This is a genomic window from Moorena producens PAL-8-15-08-1 (genome assembly GCF_001767235.1).
GTDB classification, from domain to species: domain Bacteria; phylum Cyanobacteriota; class Cyanobacteriia; order Cyanobacteriales; family Coleofasciculaceae; genus Moorena; species Moorena producens_A.
On record NZ_CP017599.1, the window covers coordinates 3,606,734 to 3,625,408 of the forward strand.

Annotated in this window: 7 protein-coding genes; 2 read left to right on the forward strand and 5 right to left on the reverse strand. The window is 45.5% G+C overall.

The window, feature by feature from the left end; translation table 11 throughout:
• Position 1 precedes the first annotated feature (1 nt).
• From BJP34_RS13495 to BJP34_RS13505, 3 genes are all read right to left on the reverse strand, one after another.
• Positions 2-12,889, reverse strand: a complete 12,888-nt coding sequence (locus BJP34_RS13495; protein WP_070392795.1) for a non-ribosomal peptide synthetase — start codon at positions 12,887-12,889, stop codon at positions 2-4.
• Positions 12,890-12,983: 94 nt separating this feature from the next.
• Entirely contained in the window at positions 12,984-13,997 is a 1,014-nt protein-coding gene (locus BJP34_RS13500; protein ID WP_070392796.1) for an aspartate/glutamate racemase family protein, read from the reverse strand.
• Positions 13,966-14,811 carry a hypothetical protein gene (locus tag BJP34_RS13505; RefSeq protein WP_149030962.1) on the reverse strand — a complete coding sequence of 282 codons (846 nt, stop codon included), beginning with the start codon at positions 14,809-14,811 and terminating at the stop codon, positions 13,966-13,968. Before BJP34_RS13505 ends, BJP34_RS13500 begins: the two co-directional genes overlap by 32 nt.
• A gap of 856 nt (positions 14,812-15,667) precedes the next feature.
• Between BJP34_RS13505 and BJP34_RS13510 the strand changes: the two genes are divergently transcribed.
• Both BJP34_RS13510 and BJP34_RS13515 read left to right on the forward strand, forming a co-directional pair.
• Positions 15,668-16,120: a nucleoside deaminase gene (locus BJP34_RS13510; RefSeq protein ID WP_070392798.1), complete on the forward strand. Its 453-nt coding sequence runs from the start codon at positions 15,668-15,670 to the stop codon at positions 16,118-16,120.
• Positions 16,121-16,150: 30 nt separating this feature from the next.
• On the forward strand, positions 16,151-16,900 hold the full coding sequence (locus tag BJP34_RS13515) for a tryptophan 7-halogenase (protein ID WP_149030963.1): 750 nt from the start codon (positions 16,151-16,153) through the stop codon (positions 16,898-16,900).
• Positions 16,901-17,084: 184 nt separating this feature from the next.
• Here the strand turns inward: BJP34_RS13515 and BJP34_RS47415 are convergent, their stop codons facing one another.
• Together BJP34_RS47415 and BJP34_RS47420 are read right to left on the reverse strand one after the other, a co-directional pair.
• Entirely contained in the window at positions 17,085-17,753 is a 669-nt protein-coding gene (locus tag BJP34_RS47415; RefSeq protein ID WP_324611085.1) for a glycosyltransferase family 4 protein, read from the reverse strand.
• Entirely contained in the window at positions 17,754-18,374 is a 621-nt protein-coding gene (locus BJP34_RS47420; RefSeq protein WP_229424351.1) for a hypothetical protein, read from the reverse strand. It lies immediately after the preceding gene.
• Between the last annotated feature and the right edge of the window lie 301 nt (positions 18,375-18,675).

Here is an 18,675-nt window from a genome sequence, read left to right on the forward strand (position 1 = left end):
TCTACGTGTCTCCTCGAAACTGATAACGTCCTCTGATCTGTTGTTGCCGTTTTCGTAGCTTACTCACCCGTTGTCGTTCCTGTTGCTTAGACTCTGTTTCGGTTGGTTGGCCTGTGGACAGCACAGCAGGAGAGCTGAAAAACTCTGCCAGGGTTCCCACAGTAGGTCGTGCGAACAACTCGACTATCGGTATATCGGTTCCGAAACAATCTTGCAACTGTTGCTGTAATTGGGCTAACAATAACGAATGTCCCCCTAACTCGAAAAAATTGTCATCCAAGCCAACAACTTCCACGGTCAGAATCTGCTGCCAGATGGCGGCAATTTTATGTTCTACCTCGGTTTTGGGAAGCTTCTGACTCCTGGCTTTACCAAGGAGTGGGGGTGGCAGGGCATGGCGATCGAGCTTTCCATTGGGTGTCAGGGGAAATTCTGATAACAAAACAACAGCCGTTGGCACCATGTAGTTTGGCAGTTGTCCCCGTAAAAATTCTCGCAGCTCCGTGGGTGAAATTTCACAATAATCGTCTTGCCCAATTACATAGGCTACTAAATGCTTATCCCCAGGGCGATCTTCCCGTACTAGGGCGATCGCTGCTTGCACTGCCGGATGTTTTTCTAGGGTTGCACTCACCTCTCCCAATTCAATCCGGAACCCTCGTAGCTTGACCTGGTGGTCAATCCGTCCCAAAAACTCAATGGAGCCATCACAATGGTACCGTACCCGATCACCGGTTTTGTATAGACGTTTTCCAGTCAGAGCCTCGCAGCCCTTAATTTCGACAAATTTTTCCTGAGTTAGGTCACGACGATTGAGATAGCCCTTAGCCAGTCCAATTCCCCCAATGTGCAGTTCTCCAGGAACGCCAATGGGTACAGGCTGACCATAAGTATCCAGAATGTAAATTTCGGTATTGGCAAGAGGAGAACCAATAGTAATAGTCTCATCCTCTGGCTGGCAAGGGGCAATTGTGGTACAAATAGTTGCTTCTGTCGGTCCATAGGCATTGAAGAAGTGCCGTCCTTTAGCCCACTGCTTCATCAAGGACACTGGACAAGCTTCACCGCCGACAATTAAGACTTCTAAATTTGGTAATGTTTCTGGCTTTAATACTGCTAGGGCTGAAGGTGCTAATAAGGCATGGGAAATAGCTTCTTCGTTTAAAAAACCGATTAAATTAGAGCCTGTAAGCAAAGATTCAGAAGTACCAGAACACAGACAGGCATCGGCTCCCAGCGCCATCAGCATCTCCATGATAGAGGCATCGAAGCTGGGTGAGGCAAACTGCAGCACGCGGCTGGTGGCAGTTATGGCAAATGTTTTAATCAAGTTTGCGGCCAAATTCCCCAAACCCTTATGGGTAATCATCACTCCTTTCGGTCGTCCTGTGGAACCGGAAGTATAGATAACATAAGCCAGGTTGTCTGAGGTGATGACCGTTGTGGGTGGGGTTTTCGGCTGAGCTGCGATGGGCATTGCCGCGCCAAAGGCGATCGCATCAGCCTCCCCCTCTAAAGTTACCACCTGAGCCTGATGGGGAGGAAGATTGGCCACTAGGTGAGGCTGAGTCAGAAGTACAGAAACTTGGGCATCGGCGAGCATATACCCCAGCCGGTCTTGGGGATAAGCTGGGTCAAGGGGTAGATACGCTCCACCTGCTTTGAGAATGCCAAGAAAAATTACAACTAGCTCTGGGGAGCGTTCGGCACAAACCCCAACAATAACTTCTGGTCCGACCCCAATGGTTTGGAGGTAATGAGCTAGTTGATTAGCACGTTCGTGTAATACCTGATAGCTTAGTTGCCAGTCTTGGAACTTAACGGCGATACGATCGGCATTGTGCTGTGCCCGTTTCTCAAGCAAAGGTAGAATAAGAGGAATTTCAGCCATCTCAGATGGGGTCAGATCCCACTCTGTGAATAATTGCTTTTGCTGTTGAGTCTGATTCCAGTCCACCAAAATTTTCTGTTGTTCGGCAGGACTGAGCAGGGGAAGCTCTCCAATCTTTTGACTACTATCTTCCACAATGGCTTCCAATAAGGTCTGCAAATGCCCCAACATCCGTTGAATCGTTTCTGTGTTGAATAAATCGCTGCTGTAGACACAGAATCCCGATAAACTTTTCTGATTCTCATACAGATGAAGCTCTAGATCGAATTCACGGATTTTTTCCGTTTCCAATTTCAAGGGTTCTGCCTTTAAGCTAGGCAACTCTAAATTGGTAGTTGGTAAATTTTGGAGGGCAAACACTACCTGAACTAAAGGATGATGATTGAGGCTACGTTCCGGCTGTAATTCCTCTACTAACTTCTCAAAGGGTAAGTCTTGATGGGTATATGCCTCCAGCGTAGTTTTCCTGACTTGAGTCAGTAAATCCTCGAAGCTCGGGTTGTCCCCTAGGTCTGTCCGCAACACTAAGGTGTTGACAAAAAAGCCAATCAAAGGCTCAATTTCTGCCTGATTACGGTTAGCAATAGGAGAGCCTATCACAATATCTGTTTGTCCAGAGTAGCGACAGAGCAATACATCGAAAGCTGCCAACAAGGTCATGAACATTGTCACACCCGCTTTTTGGCTCAATTCTTTGAGCTTTCGAGTCAAGCTGGCATCAAACTGAAAATGTTGCCGATTGCCTCGGAAGGTTTGTCTTGCTGGTCGAGGATAATCCGTGGGCAATTCTAATAAGGGTGGGATTCCAGCTAGTTGCTGCTTCCAGTAGTCTAGTTGAGTTTTCAGAACTTGGTCAGCTAACCATTGGCGCTGCCAATAGGCAAAGTCTCCATACTGAATCTTCAAAGGGGTCAATGGGGAACCCTGACCTGCACAGAAGGCATGGTACAGTTGGCATAATTCCCGCCGAAATACTCCGATGGACCAACCATCTGAGATGATGTGGTGCATGGTTACCAGCAACACATGGTCATTAGAGGATAGTTGCAGCAGTTTGAAGCGTATCAGTCTGTCTTTGGCTAGGTCAAATGACTCTTGAGCCTCTGCTTGAATTAAGTCTTTAACCTCAGCCTTCTGTTCTCCACTGTTTACCTCAATGACTGGCAAGGTGACTGTAACTGTATCAGTAATGTATTGATAAGGAACACCATGACTATCGACCTTAAAAATAGTGCGTAAGTTTTCATGGCGTTGGACGATTGCTTGTAAACTCCTCTCCAAGGCTACTTGGTCTAGGTTTCCTTCTAACTTCCAAGCACTGAACATGTTATAGCTAGAGCTAGCACCTTCGAGTTGATGGAGAAACCAAAGCCGTTGTTGGGCGAAGGACAAGGGCAGAGGTTCTGTGCGTGGAATCGGTTCAATGGCAGGTAAGGGGACTAGGTTATCCTTTTGAGCTACCTCCACTGCAAGAGCTAGTCCTACCAAGGTTGGCTGCTCAAACATGACCTTGAGGGGTAGTTCAACCCCAAAGCTGTGACGGATACGAGAGATAACTTGGGTCCCTAGTAGGGAATGGCCGCCCAGCTCAAAGAAGTTGTCCTCAAGACCAATGTGCTCGATCTTTAAAACATCAGTCCAAATCGTGGCTAATAGTTCTTGGGTGGGGGTAGTGGGTGCAACAAAGCTTGTGTTTCTTGGCAAATCTACTGTTTCTGGCCTGGGCAATGCTTGACGATCTACCTTGCCATTGGGGGTTAAGGGTATATGCTCCAGAACAATAAATTGCTGAGGCACCATATACTCTGGCAATTTCCCTTGCAAAAACTGACGGACTTGAGGCAGTAGTTTGTCAGTTACCTTACCTCGCAAAGGGATATTGCCATAGTCATGCCACCGAACCACACCATGGGACCATTGCCAAAAGGCGATTCTTGGTGCAACCGTGGCAAGATCGTGACGAATAAAGGCCACATCATAGCATCCAGTAGAACTAGCTTCCCACCAACTCAATCGGACTTCGTATCCTAGTTCCTCACCCAATTGCCAGAATAGATCAGGTTCAATTCCCGTAGGCTTCTGCTCAGACAGGTATTGCCGCAGATGTTCAACAGTTTTTAGTTCAGGTGTAGGATCATCCAAGCACTGTTGAATCTTTAAAGCTTCTTCAACTCGTGCATTCGGGATACGAACAATGCCCAAATAGTCTGGATGTTGTTGAGCTAAGGTGCGACGAACTTTAGCTAAAGTGACTGAATCCTTCTGCCAATCTTGCCAAGGAATGTCCATGTGCCCAGTTTTTGCCCTGGCAGACTGTGACACTACCCTGTTACTCTCCTGTCCCTGTGCTTCAATAGGTTCGATGTAGAGGGTGACATCATAGCGAAACTGTGTCAATTCATTCTGGAATTTGCCTCGTTTAGGTTGAATCTCTACATGATTAATTTGAGGGAAATATTGCGGTAAAGCAACGAAGAAACTGGGAGCAATCACCAGCTCCTCTTCTGCACAAAGGCTACGCTGCCGATGACCTTTTAACTCTTCTAAGGTCATCCCCTGTTCAGCTTGTATAAATTGGACTAAAGTGTGGAAAGCATCCAACAAAGAGCCATTGCGCACATCTCCGACAAAAATTCGACTGTTAGTCTTAGGGTCAAGAGCCTCAATCGCACCTTCTAAAACTTGTAACAGATAATCAATACTGGGAAAGTACTGCACGATCGAGTTGAGAATAACTGTATCAAATTCTCCTTGAGGAATTCCCTCAAAATCATGGGCTAACTTATGGTGTAAAATTACATTGTCTAAAGACGGTTTTGCTTGTTGCAGGCGTTTAGTATGGTCTAAAACTGCACTAGAATAATCCGTCCCATGATAGCGCTTACAGTTGGGTGCTATCTGATTAATAAGCAACCCAGTTCCACAGCCAATTTCTAGCACCGACTGAGGATGCTCGGTATTAATTCTCGCCACAGTAGTTTCAAGCCACTCCTGCATTTCAATGGATGGTATAGGTTGCCCGGAATAACTACTATTCCATCCCAAAATATTGAAATCCAACTCTAGATCATCAGACTTTGGCTCATAGACTTGTTCGTAGAGATTTTGCCAGTCTGACAAAAGTTCAGTCTCTGCTTGCACAATTAACTCGGAAATTTCTTTTCCTGTCCAGTCAAGCGCTAAATAAGCCATCAGACTTTTATCGCCAGATTTATTCCCCTGAAGAGAAACAACATTTTGAGCAATGGCAGGGTGTTGTCCTAAAGTAGCCTCAATTTCTGCCAATTCAATCCGGAAGCCACGAATTTTAACTTGACTATCGCTCCTTCCTAGGAATTCAATATTGCCATCGGGTAAATAGCGTGCCTTATCGCCAGTTTTGTATAGCTGCTCCCCTTCTACAAAAGGATTTGAGATAAATCGTTCTGCGGTCAGGGCAGGACGATTCCAATAACCCCTGGCCAATCCATCGCCCCCCACATAAAGCTCCCCAGTTAGGCCGATGGGAACGGGTTGTTGCTGGTGATCGAGAATGTAGACCTGGGTATTGGCAATTGGCCGACCAATAGGAACCGATTGCCCCAGGACTGTTCCAACTGGAACTGGGTAGCAACAGGTAAAGGTGGTATTTTCCGTCGGACCATAACCATTGATCAACTGACAGTGGGGTAGAGCTTGGCAGCATTTCTGTACATGGGACACAGACAGCACATCTCCACCAGCCATCAGCAGACGTAGAGATTGTAAATCTTCCAACCGCTCATCCACCATCAAGTGAAACAATCCAGCGGTCAGCCATAGGGCTGTGACCTGATATTGCTGAATCACTTGTCCCAAGGCTTCTAAGGACGGTTTCGGTTCTGGGAATAGAACCAAACGGGAGCCATTGAGCAAACTGCCCCAGATTTCCCATGTGGCAGCATCAAAAGAGACCGATGCCAACTGCAGAAACACATCATTGGTGGTAAATTGGGCATAGTTGGTATTCCTCACCAGCCGCACAATATTCTGGTGGGTGACCTTGACCCCTTTCGGTTGTCCTGTGGACCCGGAGGTATACATGACGTAGGCCAAAGATGTGGCCGTAGCCAGGGTGTTCAAATTCTGTTTGGGATGGGCTGCAATCGTCTTTGCCTGGGTATTTAGATTGACATAATCGGCCACCTGTGGCAGATTATCACTCACACCCGTTTCAGTTAGGATGACCTTCAGACCAGCATTCTCTACCATGAAAGCCAGTCGCTCAGGAGGATAAGTGGGATCCAGGGGAAGGTAGGCTGCACCTGATTTGAGAATTGCTAACAGGGCAATGATTAGGTTGGGCGATCGCTCCAAACAAACCCCCACCAAACTCTGTTGACCAACCCCCAAAGAAAGCAAATAATGGGCGAGTTGGTTAGCCTGTTGATTCAACTCCCAATAGGTTAAGGTTTGTTCGTTGAACACCACCGCTATTGCATCTGGAGTTTTTTGGACTTGGGTTTCAAATAACTGGTGAACGCAGGTATTACGAGGATAATCGGTTTGGGTCTGATTCCACTCCACTAACAATTGTTGTCGTTCGGCGGGGGTGAGCAGAGGAAGTTGACCAATGGCTTGACTGCTTTCAGCTATAACACCTTGCAATAGGGTCTGGAAATGCCCCAACATCCGTTGAATTGTTTCTGTCTTGAATAAATCACTGCTGTACAAGCAAAGTCCTGATAAACCCTCCGGATGATCCCAAAGGTGAAGCTCTAGATCGAACTCACGGGTTGCTCCGGTATCCAATTTGATCGCTTCTGCCTTCAAGCCAGGCAAATCTAAATCGGTTCTCGGTGCATTTTGGAGGGCAAACACGACCTGAACCACAGGATGACTATCTAGGCGACGTTCGGGCTGTAACTCCTCTACCAATTTCTCAAAGGGTAAGTCTTGATGAGTATATGCTTCTAATGTGGTTTTTCGGACTTGAGTGAGTAAATCAAAGAAGCTCGGATTGCCTGATAGGTCTGAACGCAAGACTAAGGTGTTGACAAAAAAGCCAATCAGGGGTTCTATTTCAGCCTGATTACGGTTAGCAATGGGAGAGCCCACCACAATATCTGTTTGCCCAGAGTAGCGACAGAGCAATACATCGAACGCTGCTAACAAAGTCATGAACAGCGTCACCCCTGCTTTTTGACTCAATTGTTTCAGCTTTTGGGTCAGGCTAGAATCTAACTTAAAACGCTCCCGACAGCCTCGGAAAGTTTGCCTTGCCGGTCTCGGATAATCTGTGGGCAGTTCTAATAAGGGTGGAATCCCAGCCAGTTGCTGTTTCCAGTAGTCTAGTTGAGTGTTGAGAACTTGCTGGGCTAACCATTGACGTTGCCAATAGGCAAAGTCTCCATACTGAATTTTCAATGGTGGTAAGGATGCCTCCTTACCTTCACAAAATGCCTGGTAAAGTTGGCATAACTCGCGCCAAAATACTCCCATTGACCAACCATCTGAGATGATGTGATGCATCGTTACTAGTAACACATGCTCAGTAGGAGATAGTTGTAGCAGTTTGAAGCGTATCAGTCTGTCTTTGGCAATATCAAAGGATTGTTGAGCTTCTGCTTTAATTAAGTCTTGAACCTGGCTCTCTTGTTCTCCACTTGTCAGCTCAATGACTGGCAAAGTTATTGTAACTGTATCGCTAATGTACTGAAAAGGAACTCCATGACTACCGACTTTGAAGATAGTGCGCAAGTTTTCATGGCGCTGGACAATTGTTTGTAAACTCTCCTCCAAAGCTACTCGATTCAAGTTACCTTCTAACTTGTAAGCGCTCGGAATATTATAGCTAGGACTAGCACCTTCGAGTCGATCTAGAAACCAAAGCCGTTGTTGGGCAAAGGACAGGGGTAGAGGTTCTGTTCGTGGAATCGGTTCAATGGCAGGTAAAGGTACTAGGTTATCCTTCACAGCTAAGTCCACTGCTTGAGCTAGTCCTACCAAGGTTGGCTGCTCAAAAATTACCTTGAGGGGTAGCTCAACCCCAAAACTGTGACGGATACGAGATATCACTTGGGTCGCTAGCAATGAATGACCCCCGAGGGCAAAGAAGTTATCGTGGATACCCACCCGTTCTTGACCCAATACCGTAGCTATGATATTACCGATCACCGTTTCAACTGGGGTGCTCGGAGCCACAAAATCTGTTGAGCGCTCTTGTTCAAAATCAGGAGCAGGTAACTTACGGCGATCGACCTTACCATTAGGAGTTAACGGAAAGCTGTCGAGGCCAACAATGGCATTGGGCACCATATAATCCGGCAGCTTTTGTTGAAGAAAATGCCGTAGTTCAGCACGAAATGCCCGTTCTTCAATTCCTTTTACATAGGCCACCAAATATTTATCACCTGGACGATCATCTCGCACCATTACCATAGCTTGCTGAACTTGGGGATATTGACTGATGACAGTTTCAATTTCTGAAAGCTCAATGCGAAAGCCTCGAATTTTAACTTGACTATCGATCCGTCCTAAAAACTCAATATTGCCATCCGGTAAATAGCGTGCCTGATCCCCCGTCTTGTAAAGAATTTCATCCTCTAGAAAAGGACTGGAAATAAATCGTTCTGCGTTCAGTTCTTGACGATTGAGATAGCCCCTGGCCACTCCATCACCCCCGGTGTAGAGTTCCCCCACCACCCCAATCGGTACTGGTTGTTGCTGCCCATCTAAAATGTAGACTCGGGTATTGGCAATTGGGCGACCGATGGGCATTGATTCTCCGAAGGAAGCTCGTGTAGGAATTGAGTACCAAGAGGTAATAGTTGTATTCTCTGTTGGCCCATAAGCATTGATGAGCTCACAATGAGGTAGAGCTTGACGACATTTATGTGCGTGGGATACAGACAATACATCTCCACCAGTCACCAGCAAACGCAAGGAGCGTAAATCCTCCAACCCCTCGTCCACCACCAAATGAAATAGCCCAGTGGTCAGCAGCACAATTGTGACCTGATGTTGTCTCATGACTTGCCCCAAGACTTCCAAGGAAATTTGCTGTTCTGGGAATAGAACTAGACAAGCCCCATTCAGCAAACTTCCCCATATTTCCCAGGGAGCTGCATCAAAAGAAATCGATGCTAATTGGAGAACAACATCATTGGCAGTAAATTGGGCATAGTTGGTATTCTTCACCAGCCGCACAATATTGCGGTGGGTAATGCTGACTCCTTTGGGTTGTCCTGTGGACCCGGAGGTATACATGACGTAGGCCAAAGATGTGGCCGTAGCGGGGGCGTTTAAATTTTCTGTGGGATGGGCTGCAATCGTCTTACCGTCGATATCCAGATTGACAGAATAGTCCACCTGTGGTAGATTATCATTCACACCCGTTTCGGTCACGATTACCTTCAAAGCAGCATTATCTACCATGAAAGCTAGCCGCTCAGAGGGATAAGTGGGATCCAGGGGCAGGTAAGCTCCACCAGCTTTGAGAATTGCTAACAGGGCGATGATTAGATGAGGCGATCGCTCCAAACAAACCCCGACCAAACTCTGTTGACCAACCCCCAAAGAAAGCAAATAATGGGCGAGTTGGTTGGCCTGCTGATTCAATTGCCGATAGGTCAAGGTTTGTTCGTTCAACACCACTGCTACTGCATCTGGGGTGTTTTGGACAATAGCTTCAAATAACTGGTGAACGCAGGAAGTGCGAGGATAATCGGTTTGGGTCTGATTCCACTCCACTAACAATTGCTGTCGTTCAGCAGCACTCAAAATCGGCAATTGAGCAATGGGTTGTTCTGGATTGAGAGTGATCCCCTCTACAAAAATTTGGAAATTTCTGGCCATCCGCTCAATCGTTGCCCGGTCAAACAGGTTGGCATTGTATTCAAAAGCGCCAATCAGTTCTCTATTGCTTTGGGTGAGGGATAAAGTTAGGTCAAAAGTAGCCCCAGCAGTAGGTTTGTCTAAAGACTTCGCACTGACAGTCAGCCCTGGCAAATCAAGTGTTTCCTTCGGGACATTTTGCAAGGTAAACATCACCTGAAATAGGGGACTAACCCCTGGCAGCCGTTCCGGTTTCAGTTGCTCTACCAGCAGGTCGAAGGGGACATCAGCATGGGCATAAGCGTCTAAGGCCACTTGACGAACCTGGGAGAGCAACTCAATGAAGGTCTGCTGTTGGTTCGGTCGAGTGCGCAAGACTAAGGTATTAACGAAAAAGCCAATCAATGCCTCTGTTATGGCTGGGGTGCGGTTGGCGATGGGAGTCCCGACCACAATATCGTCTTGATGGCAATAGCGAGACAGAAAAGCGGAAAAGGCCGCAAACAGGGTAATGAATAGGGTTGTGCCCTTACCCTGGCTTAAGACATTGAGTTTTTGAGTTAAATCCCCATTGAGGTGAAATGGCACCCGGCCAGATTTGAAGGGTTGAGTTGTGCGGGGGCGATCCAGGGGAAGGTTAAGCACTGGGGTAGCATCTGCTAATTGCTCTTGCCAGTATTTAATTTGGCTATCTCTAAACTCCCCGGTGAATCGGTGCCGTTGCCAAGCCGCATAATCAACATACTGAATGGGCAGAGCCGGTAAGGATGGCGGTGTCTGGGTTAAGCCAGCTTTGTAAAGGGATGAGAGTTCTGATAGCAAAACTTGTATTGACCAGTCATCACTAATGATGTGGTGCATGGTCAGTAGTAAAATTTGCTTTTCCTTTCCTAAGCAAATTAGCGTAAATCGCAGCAGGGGAGCAACAGTTACATCAAAGGGATGATTTTGTTCTTGGAGAATCACTTCCTCAATCCCATCGAACCCCTCAGTAGCCAAGTCTACAATAGACAGGGGTAACCGAATGTGGGATGAAATCCTTTGGAAAGGCATGCCCTCGCGAGCTTCAAATGTCGTTCGTAGGATTTCGTGGCGGTCGATCAGGGTTGCGATTCGGCAAAGCCGACGCTTCGCGAACGCATTTTCTAAACTCGTTCTGTCTAAGGACCCGGTAATCACAAAGGCTCTGGCCAAGTTATAGGCAGCACGATTATCTTCCAGTTGAGCCAGAAACCACATACCCTGTTGGGTTAAGGATAGAGGCATGTCTGCAACTCTATACGTGGGGGTGGGGACTAAGGGATAGTCACCAGTGCTACAAGTGCTAGTATTTACAGTTTCTAGGTAATTTGAAAGCAGGCTAATTGTTGGTGCTTCAAAAATCTGCTTCAATGGCACTTCAATGCCTAGTCTATTAGAAATACGAGCCACAACTTGGCTGGCATGAAGGGAGTGTCCCCCTAATTCCAAGAAATTATTCTCAATACCAATCGGCTCAATTTTTAGGACTTCCGACCAAATTTTGACTAAGGTTTCTTCTGTTTCCGTGCGGGGGGCAATAACGTTTAATTCTAATTGAGATGTTGATAGAATTGATTCCGGTTTTGGTAAAGCCCGTCGGTCAATTTTACCAGTTACAGTTAAAGGTAATGACTCTAGCCAAATAAAACAAGCTGGAACCATGTAACTGGGTAATTTGTCTCCCAAAGCAGCTTTTAATTCGTTGGCTGTCAGTCTATTTTGGGAATTTACCGGAGTCAGATAAGCCACTAGCTGTTGATCGCCCACTGCTCCTCCTGCTTCTGCCTGGGCGACTACAACCGCCTCTTGAACAGGGTCTAAGTTCAACAAACTGGCTTCGACTTCAGTGGTTTCAACCCGATAACCTCGGATCTTGACCTGAAAATCTAATCGACCTAGGTGCAGCAAACAACCATCGGGTAATAACTTACCATTATCACCGGTTTTGAAATATCGATGCTCGCCATCGGTAATAAACACTTGCTCGGTTCGCTCAGGCTGTTGCCAGTATCCCAGAGCAACTTGGCGAGAACGAACCACAATTTCCCCAACCTCTCCCGGGGGAACCTCTTGCCCCGATTCATCCCAAAGGAAAACCTCGGTGCCCTCAACGCCATAGCCCGCAGGCACCGTGGCACCGGTGAGCATGGTTTCTTTGGTAATGGGAAATTGTCGCACTGGACTAATCTCTGTACCTCCAAGATTAACCATTAAGGTGCATTGGTCGGAAAAGTTTTCAACGAAAAGTTCGGCATCCTGTCGGTAAACCGTTTCGCTGCCAATTTGGATCAGTCGTAACTTAGGAAAATTTCCCAGCCCATCCAATGTTGAAACAAAGTGACGAAACAATGTTGCCACCGCAAACATAACGGTGATCTCGTGATCTCGCAACCATGGAGCTAACTGATGTAACCCAATTTGCTTTACATCCAACGGGAATAGGGCTGCCCCATTCAACAGTGCACAATAAATATCTCGCACTGCACCACCAAAAGCAGCTGAGTACAACAGTGAAAAGCGATCGCTAAAGGTCATCTTACCACTGTTGCTATAGTTCCGGCATAGATTCAGGACATACCGATGGTTTTGGAGCACACCCTTGGGGCGTCCTGTAGAACCGGAAGTGTAAAGAATATAGGCCAGGTCGTCAGGATGATACTGAATGTCTAAGTTTTCCTCTGAAATCCCTGGTTCTAGGCTGTCAATCCTCAAAACATCTTGGCTCAAAACATCTTGGCTCAAAATCCTCTGCTCAAACCCTGAAGCATCAAGATGGTAGCGATCGCTTAAAATTAACAAGGCCTTTGAGTCGTTAAGAATCAGGCTCAGGCGAGACTCTGGCAACGATATATCTAAAGGAACATAAAATTTCCCAGCTTTGAGTACCCCCAACATCGCCGCCATCATGCTTGGTCCGGTCTCAAATAACAGAGCAACTGGTTGGGACCCAGCCCCAAGCTTGGTTAAAACCGCTCGTGCAATCCGGTTAGCCCATTGGTTTAAGGCGTTGTAGGTTAGGTCTTGTCCTGGAAAACCGATGGCAAGACGATTCCCATGACGTGAAACCTGTTGTTCAAATTGCTCTACAATTGACCGTTCCACATGTTCTAAGGGGAAAGGCTCAAAGATCTGGTTTAGACTATCGTTGTCGAGAGGGGTCAGGGGTTTTACAGAGGGATTCATCGTTTGAGTAATGGTGTTTGAGCTAAGTGTTTGAGCTTAAGTATTTGAGCTAATGTGGTTTGGACTGATCTGTTAAAAGATAGAACCTGTCTCGTTAGATGCTCAGTTCCATGGCTGCCATCGGCTGAAGGGTTTCAGCGGCATGGTTCAAAGCCAGTTGAACCGGATTAATCACCTCAATCGCCGACAAAAACTGCTGCACTGCCCCTTTACTTGTTCCTTGTAGCCACTCCAGCAAACAGGGAATTTCGCTACAGCCTGCGATGATACAGTCCGGGTCAGGTTGGGTTTTGAGCAGCTCCACAAAGAAGCGTTCCCCTAATTCACAGGTCAAATCACGATTAGATGCTTTTACCCCCTGATAAATGCAGTCCATCAGCGTTGACTGCAAAGCATCACTTGGTTCGATCAGGTCAATGCCATTGGCCTGAAGGGAATCGGCGTAGACCTGTCCCCATCGGGTCGCACTGGTGCATAGGAGTAACGGTCGCCGCCAATGGTGATTTCTCAGATAATCTACCACAGATTCAATTAACGAAATCCACTGGAGTTTAATCGCCATTTGGGGATGATTGTTCAGCAGCCGCTGCCACGCAAAAGGAAGGAAGTAATGGGCAGCATTACAGAGAACAATGACTTGGATGGAAGTATGGCCCGTGGAAATTTGTGCAACCCCCACTCGAATTGCCATCTCTAGCATCGCCACTAACTCCTCTTCGGCCAAGGTTTTGGCCAAGGTTTTGCTGCCAGCTTGCCTTTTTTCGGCCATGACTGCTGTTCGATTAGGCAGGGCACATGCCTGTAATAACACAATTTCTCTCGTATCGTGAAATATTTCACAGGCTTGCTCAAATCCAGCCACCCCTGCCCAAGGACCCATCCCTCCAATTAAGAGTAAGGGGGGAACTTTTGTGTGCTGAGGCCGGAGTACCATCACCTCTGTGGGATAGTCTTGATCGGCAATCACTTCTCCCAAGTCCAAGTGAACCTTAGCAATGTCAGCTAATCTTCGTCGATAGGCTGGGATCGCGGTCAGGGCTTGTTGAGCTGTTTCAAAATCGTACTGATGCTGGGGGTTAAGAGGCGCAGATGAGGGGTTCGTTTGCATGATTTTCTTGACTCATCATGTTAGTTAAGTCTACCATTACACCACCTAAACGAGTCAGATATTCCACAAACAAGTTCTGAGCCTGTTGGTAATCAATGGATGTGTTTGTCCCTTGACAATAAGCATTCAAGGCTTTGACCACTACCAAAAAGTGATCCACTTCCGTCTCATCAGCCACATGGGCGTGGATATAGGTCAGGGCTTGCTCTTTTTCGGCAGCCGAGAAGGAGTAATGACGATCTATCAGATCACTAAAAGCCGAAAGAGCGATGCTATACTCACCGTGATTATAGATCTCAGAAAACATATTGGTGAAGAGTCCCTTGGGAATATCATTCACCACCATATTCTGATAAATCCATTGTTTAAACTCTCTGGCTTTCGGTAAGCAATACTGCTCTAATTGCCAGGAATCGTCATCCAAAAACCCCCCCGCAAAGCGGTGATACAGCTGAGCATGGGTTTGACCGCCATAGTCTAAACCGAGGTCTTCATAACTGGTCTCAGCGTTGAAGGCTCCCGCCATGAATAACTGTTCGCGATCTGAAGAGGAATTTGCGAAAGCCAGCCGTTGTAAGCGACAAGATAGACCATAGATCGCCAACATCTTAAGGTGAGTCGCCTTCCAGGAGTTAAAGAAATGAGCCAGAAATGACTTAGACCAACGATGGGTAGGAACCAGTGCAAAGAAATTATCAATCTTGCTTACTGCCTCCGTTGCTTCACAGAAAGCTTGAGTCAATGACTGCCTCAACTGGGCGTCATCCACCATAGCGATTAGAGGATTTACCGTCTCATACAAGGAAATAGTCATACCAAAAATAGCCACCCACAATTGCCTGTTAAATATAATACCTCATCGTGCTCGGGTTTCAACATTTAGTTTTCTTTTTAAACTGATTTTAAGGTGAATTTAATAAAGCACGTTTGATACTTTAAAATGTAATATATATATAAATTCATGTCAGATTTTGTAGTATGTTGCTATAAATTATTTTGGCAGGATGAGGGCTGGTGGGATGGTTAGGCATTCCTTGTGATGCTTTAGTCTGGAAGAACCCGGATTCTGTATTAATCGCGCACATTGAGCCCAACCCATAAGGCTTATAATTCCCTCACTCAAATGTTAGACACTGCACCCTTACGCTTTGGTTCCCTTGACTCTCCTAATCCTAGAGGAGAGGTTACATCAACATTTCAGATTGCCAGTCGTTCTCTAAGCCCGTGTTTTCCTTCGTCGGTGTTCTCTAGATTTCCTAATCTTCCTAGTTAACTTTCTTCACTATTAAAACACAGCTTATTTATAGCACAGCTTATTGACATAAAACTTGACATAGTTCAATGATTTCCACCGCTAATATCATAAAATAAATGCCAATTTTTTTTGACTTGTCATCCAACTTTATATAATAAATACTTAATTAATGTATAAGGGGTTATTCTACTTATAGGTGTTATAGGTATAGCGGTTTTAATAGTAATGAGTTATACAGAATTTTTTTCCATTGTTCCTCTAAGAACTAGGTAAGCAGTCAGCAGTCAGCAGTCAGCAGTCAGCAGTCAGCTTAAAATAAACCTATGCAGGGCTATGGCCACGCTACGGGAACGGGAGAATTTAATCTTGATAGATTTAGGCAAGATGCAGTAGGTCAAAGTGATGAGGTGCAATTGTGAATCAGTTTTTGCTAGCAGCATTTAAAGAAGCTCAGATAGGTTTACAGGAGGGAGGAATACCTATCGGTTCAGTTGTGGTTAAGGGCGGTAAAATTGTAGGGTGTGGACACAACAGAAGAGTCCAAAAAGGTAGTGCAATCCTTCATGGCGAGATGGATGCTCTTGAGCATGTTGGCTCTCAACCTGCTTCTTTTTATCAAGATGTCGTTTTGTACACTACATTGTCACCATGTAGTATGTGTACTGGCGCGATTTTGTTGTACAAGATCCCTCATGTTGTGATTTGGGAAAACAAAACTTTCTTAGGTGAAGAAGAATTACTCCGTTCTAGAGGTGTGATTGTTGAGGTTTTAAACGACGATAGTTGCTATCAATTAATGCAAGACTTTATTATGAATAACTCTAAACTTTGGAATGAGGATATTGGTGTTGTTGATCATAATGATTGATAGCGGTTTTCAATTGGGTGAGGTACAGAATTGTGTTGGTGGTATGCTGCTCGTCTACCCAATCAGCGGGTAATTGTTAGCTTAATGAGCGATCGCAAACTGCTGCAGCAATACGGACTCCTGCAATTGCCCAATTGGACAGCATATCTCCAGAAAACTCAGTACGTGCAGGAGTTAAGTGCTAACGCTTCTTCTCAATCCAGGCTTTTGATTAAGCCAGCCTATTCTCAGTATTTAGATCAGATCACTGGTGATGGCTGGCTAGCTGTTGGGGATGCAGCTTGTACCCTAGATCCCCTATCGTCGGCTGGTATTCACAAGGCGTTGGAGTCGGGAATTAAAGCAGCTGATGCGATCGCAAATTATTTCAAAGGTAATTCTCAAGCTTTGAGCACCTACGAATCTCAAGCCCTTCACCAGTTTGAATTGTATTTAGAAGACCGGCGCAAATACTATGCTATGGAAACTCGTTGGTCTAATTCCCCTTTCTGGAAAAGTAGAAGAGGTGGTATTACTCTTGCGCCCTCACAACCCCTTCTTTTTCAAGAATCACCTCAAATTACCAAAACCTTAAAGGGATTGACCATGTACCTACCGGCTAAGGATTTACGCTTGCTCTGTAATTTCTGTACCTCTGGCAACATCGCAAGTGATGTAGTTTCCAAATTCCTCAGCGAAACACATCACCAAGTTTCTGCCTACCGAGTTATTGAAGCACTTCAATATCTATTAGAAAAAGAGATAATATCAGCTTTGCCGTTGAATTACTGCCGAAATTAGGCAGTAGTAATAGGGATGAGCAAACTACTCATCTTTCCAAGATAATACCGATTTTTAAGAATTACAAAAATCCGATGCACCTATGACGTTATTCGTTAGGGTCAAGGCATAAGAGGAACTTCGTGAAGATTTTAGCTAATCTTATTCAAGGACAGATTGGGTTTGAACTACTTGTGTCAGGCAGTCAGGACTGTATCTTAGAGCTGGCTAGGTGGTCAGCAATCACCTTGTGATAGATCTTTATCATGTGATCTACCTTAACTTCCCAATCAAAATGTTGCATAACTTTCTTTTGGCCCATTCTTCCCATATCTTGGCGTTTTTGGGGTGAGTGGGCTAGCGTCAGCATTGCATTGGCAAGACTATCAATAAACTCCTCACGAGAGGAGGGTTCTACAAGAATTCCACAAGAAGTATCGAGATAATCTGCTGGGCCTCCCCAATTACTGGCAATCACTGGAAGTCCCTTTGCCATTGCCTCAAGCACCACTGCACCACCACACTCTAAAAGACTCGGTAAAACAAATACATCAGACTGCTGTAATTGCTCTGAACACTTTTCCTGAGAAAGCCAACCAGCAAAAAATACTTTACCAGTATTGTGGATAGTTGTGGATAAAATATTGAGTTCTTGTGCTTGTTTCTCTAATTGATACCGCTCTGTACCATCACCAATAATAGTTAAGCTAATCGGAAAGTTTAGGGATGCTTTTTTAAATGAAAGCAGCAATAAATCAACGCCTTTCCAGTCCACAAGCCTACCGATAAAAACATAAAATGTTTTTATCGGTAGGCTTGTGGACGCAGATTTCAGAGGTTTAAATATAGATAAATCTACACCGTTTTCTACTATTTAAATTACTTGTTTACAGGCGACTTGAGGTAGTGCTTCTCGGGTTCGATCATTTGCCACTATGAGTAATGCTGCCTGTTTCTTTCCAGGTATCAATTGGTTTATAATATTCGAAAACTTCCGTACCAAAAATATGGTAAAGTTTACAGTTTTCTTTTGGAGTTTATGAAAACCTGGAGGATAGTCCATACCACCATTCATAGGACCAATAATTATCGGTACACCCATTCCAAACAGCATAGATGGTTCTTTGGGGGATACTGGAATCGGTTGATGAATTATATTGATCTGCTCCTGCTTAACAATACGGCGAATGATTTGTCGCTGGGTCAGCTGGGTCAAAAGACGCATAACCAGCCCTAGCGTAAAGTAGGATAAACGGGTAGGCAGCAGATGACCTAACTGCCACAACATACGATGCCAAATGGTGTCAGGAACATAAGCAATATGTTGATCTTGGGGAAATAATGCCTCTAATTCTGCACGAGTGCGTTCGTGTACGACTAACCAGGTAGGAATCCCTCGTTGGCGCAAAATTCGATAGTAATGTAATGGAAGAGCTGCTTCACCACCAAACTTTGCAGATGCATGTTCCGCTGCAATCAATACTCGAAGGTTCATATTATATACCCTATGTTCTGTGAGCTGTTTATGCACTAGCACCCGGGATTGACCTTTGGTCACGCTACGCGATGCGACCTAGGAGCCGCTAAAAGCGATCGACTACGCTTACTTTGTCACTCTAATTACCTAATACAGGGTAAATGTATATTGTCAATAAAATACTAATAGTTCTTAATAAACCCGGCCTGATTGTGCTTGTTGACAATGGATTTTCCACATATAGCAGTCCTATATGATTCGTGAAATATATTGGTTCAAGCGTTCGCGATAGCGTCGGCTGTCGCCGTAGGCCACGCTG

Excerpts from the sequence above, each read along its gene's own strand:
- BJP34_RS13495 (WP_070392795.1), bottom strand. The coding sequence starts at position 12,889 with ATGAATCCCTCTGTAAAACCCCTGACCCCTCTCGACAACGATAGTCTA.
- BJP34_RS13500 (WP_070392796.1), bottom strand. The coding sequence starts at position 13,997 with ATGCAAACGAACCCCTCATCTGCGCCTCTTAACCCCCAGCATCAGTAC.
- BJP34_RS13505 (WP_149030962.1), bottom strand. The coding sequence starts at position 14,811 with ATGACTATTTCCTTGTATGAGACGGTAAATCCTCTAATCGCTATGGTG.
- BJP34_RS47420 (WP_229424351.1), bottom strand. The coding sequence starts at position 18,374 with ATGAACCTTCGAGTATTGATTGCAGCGGAACATGCATCTGCAAAGTTT.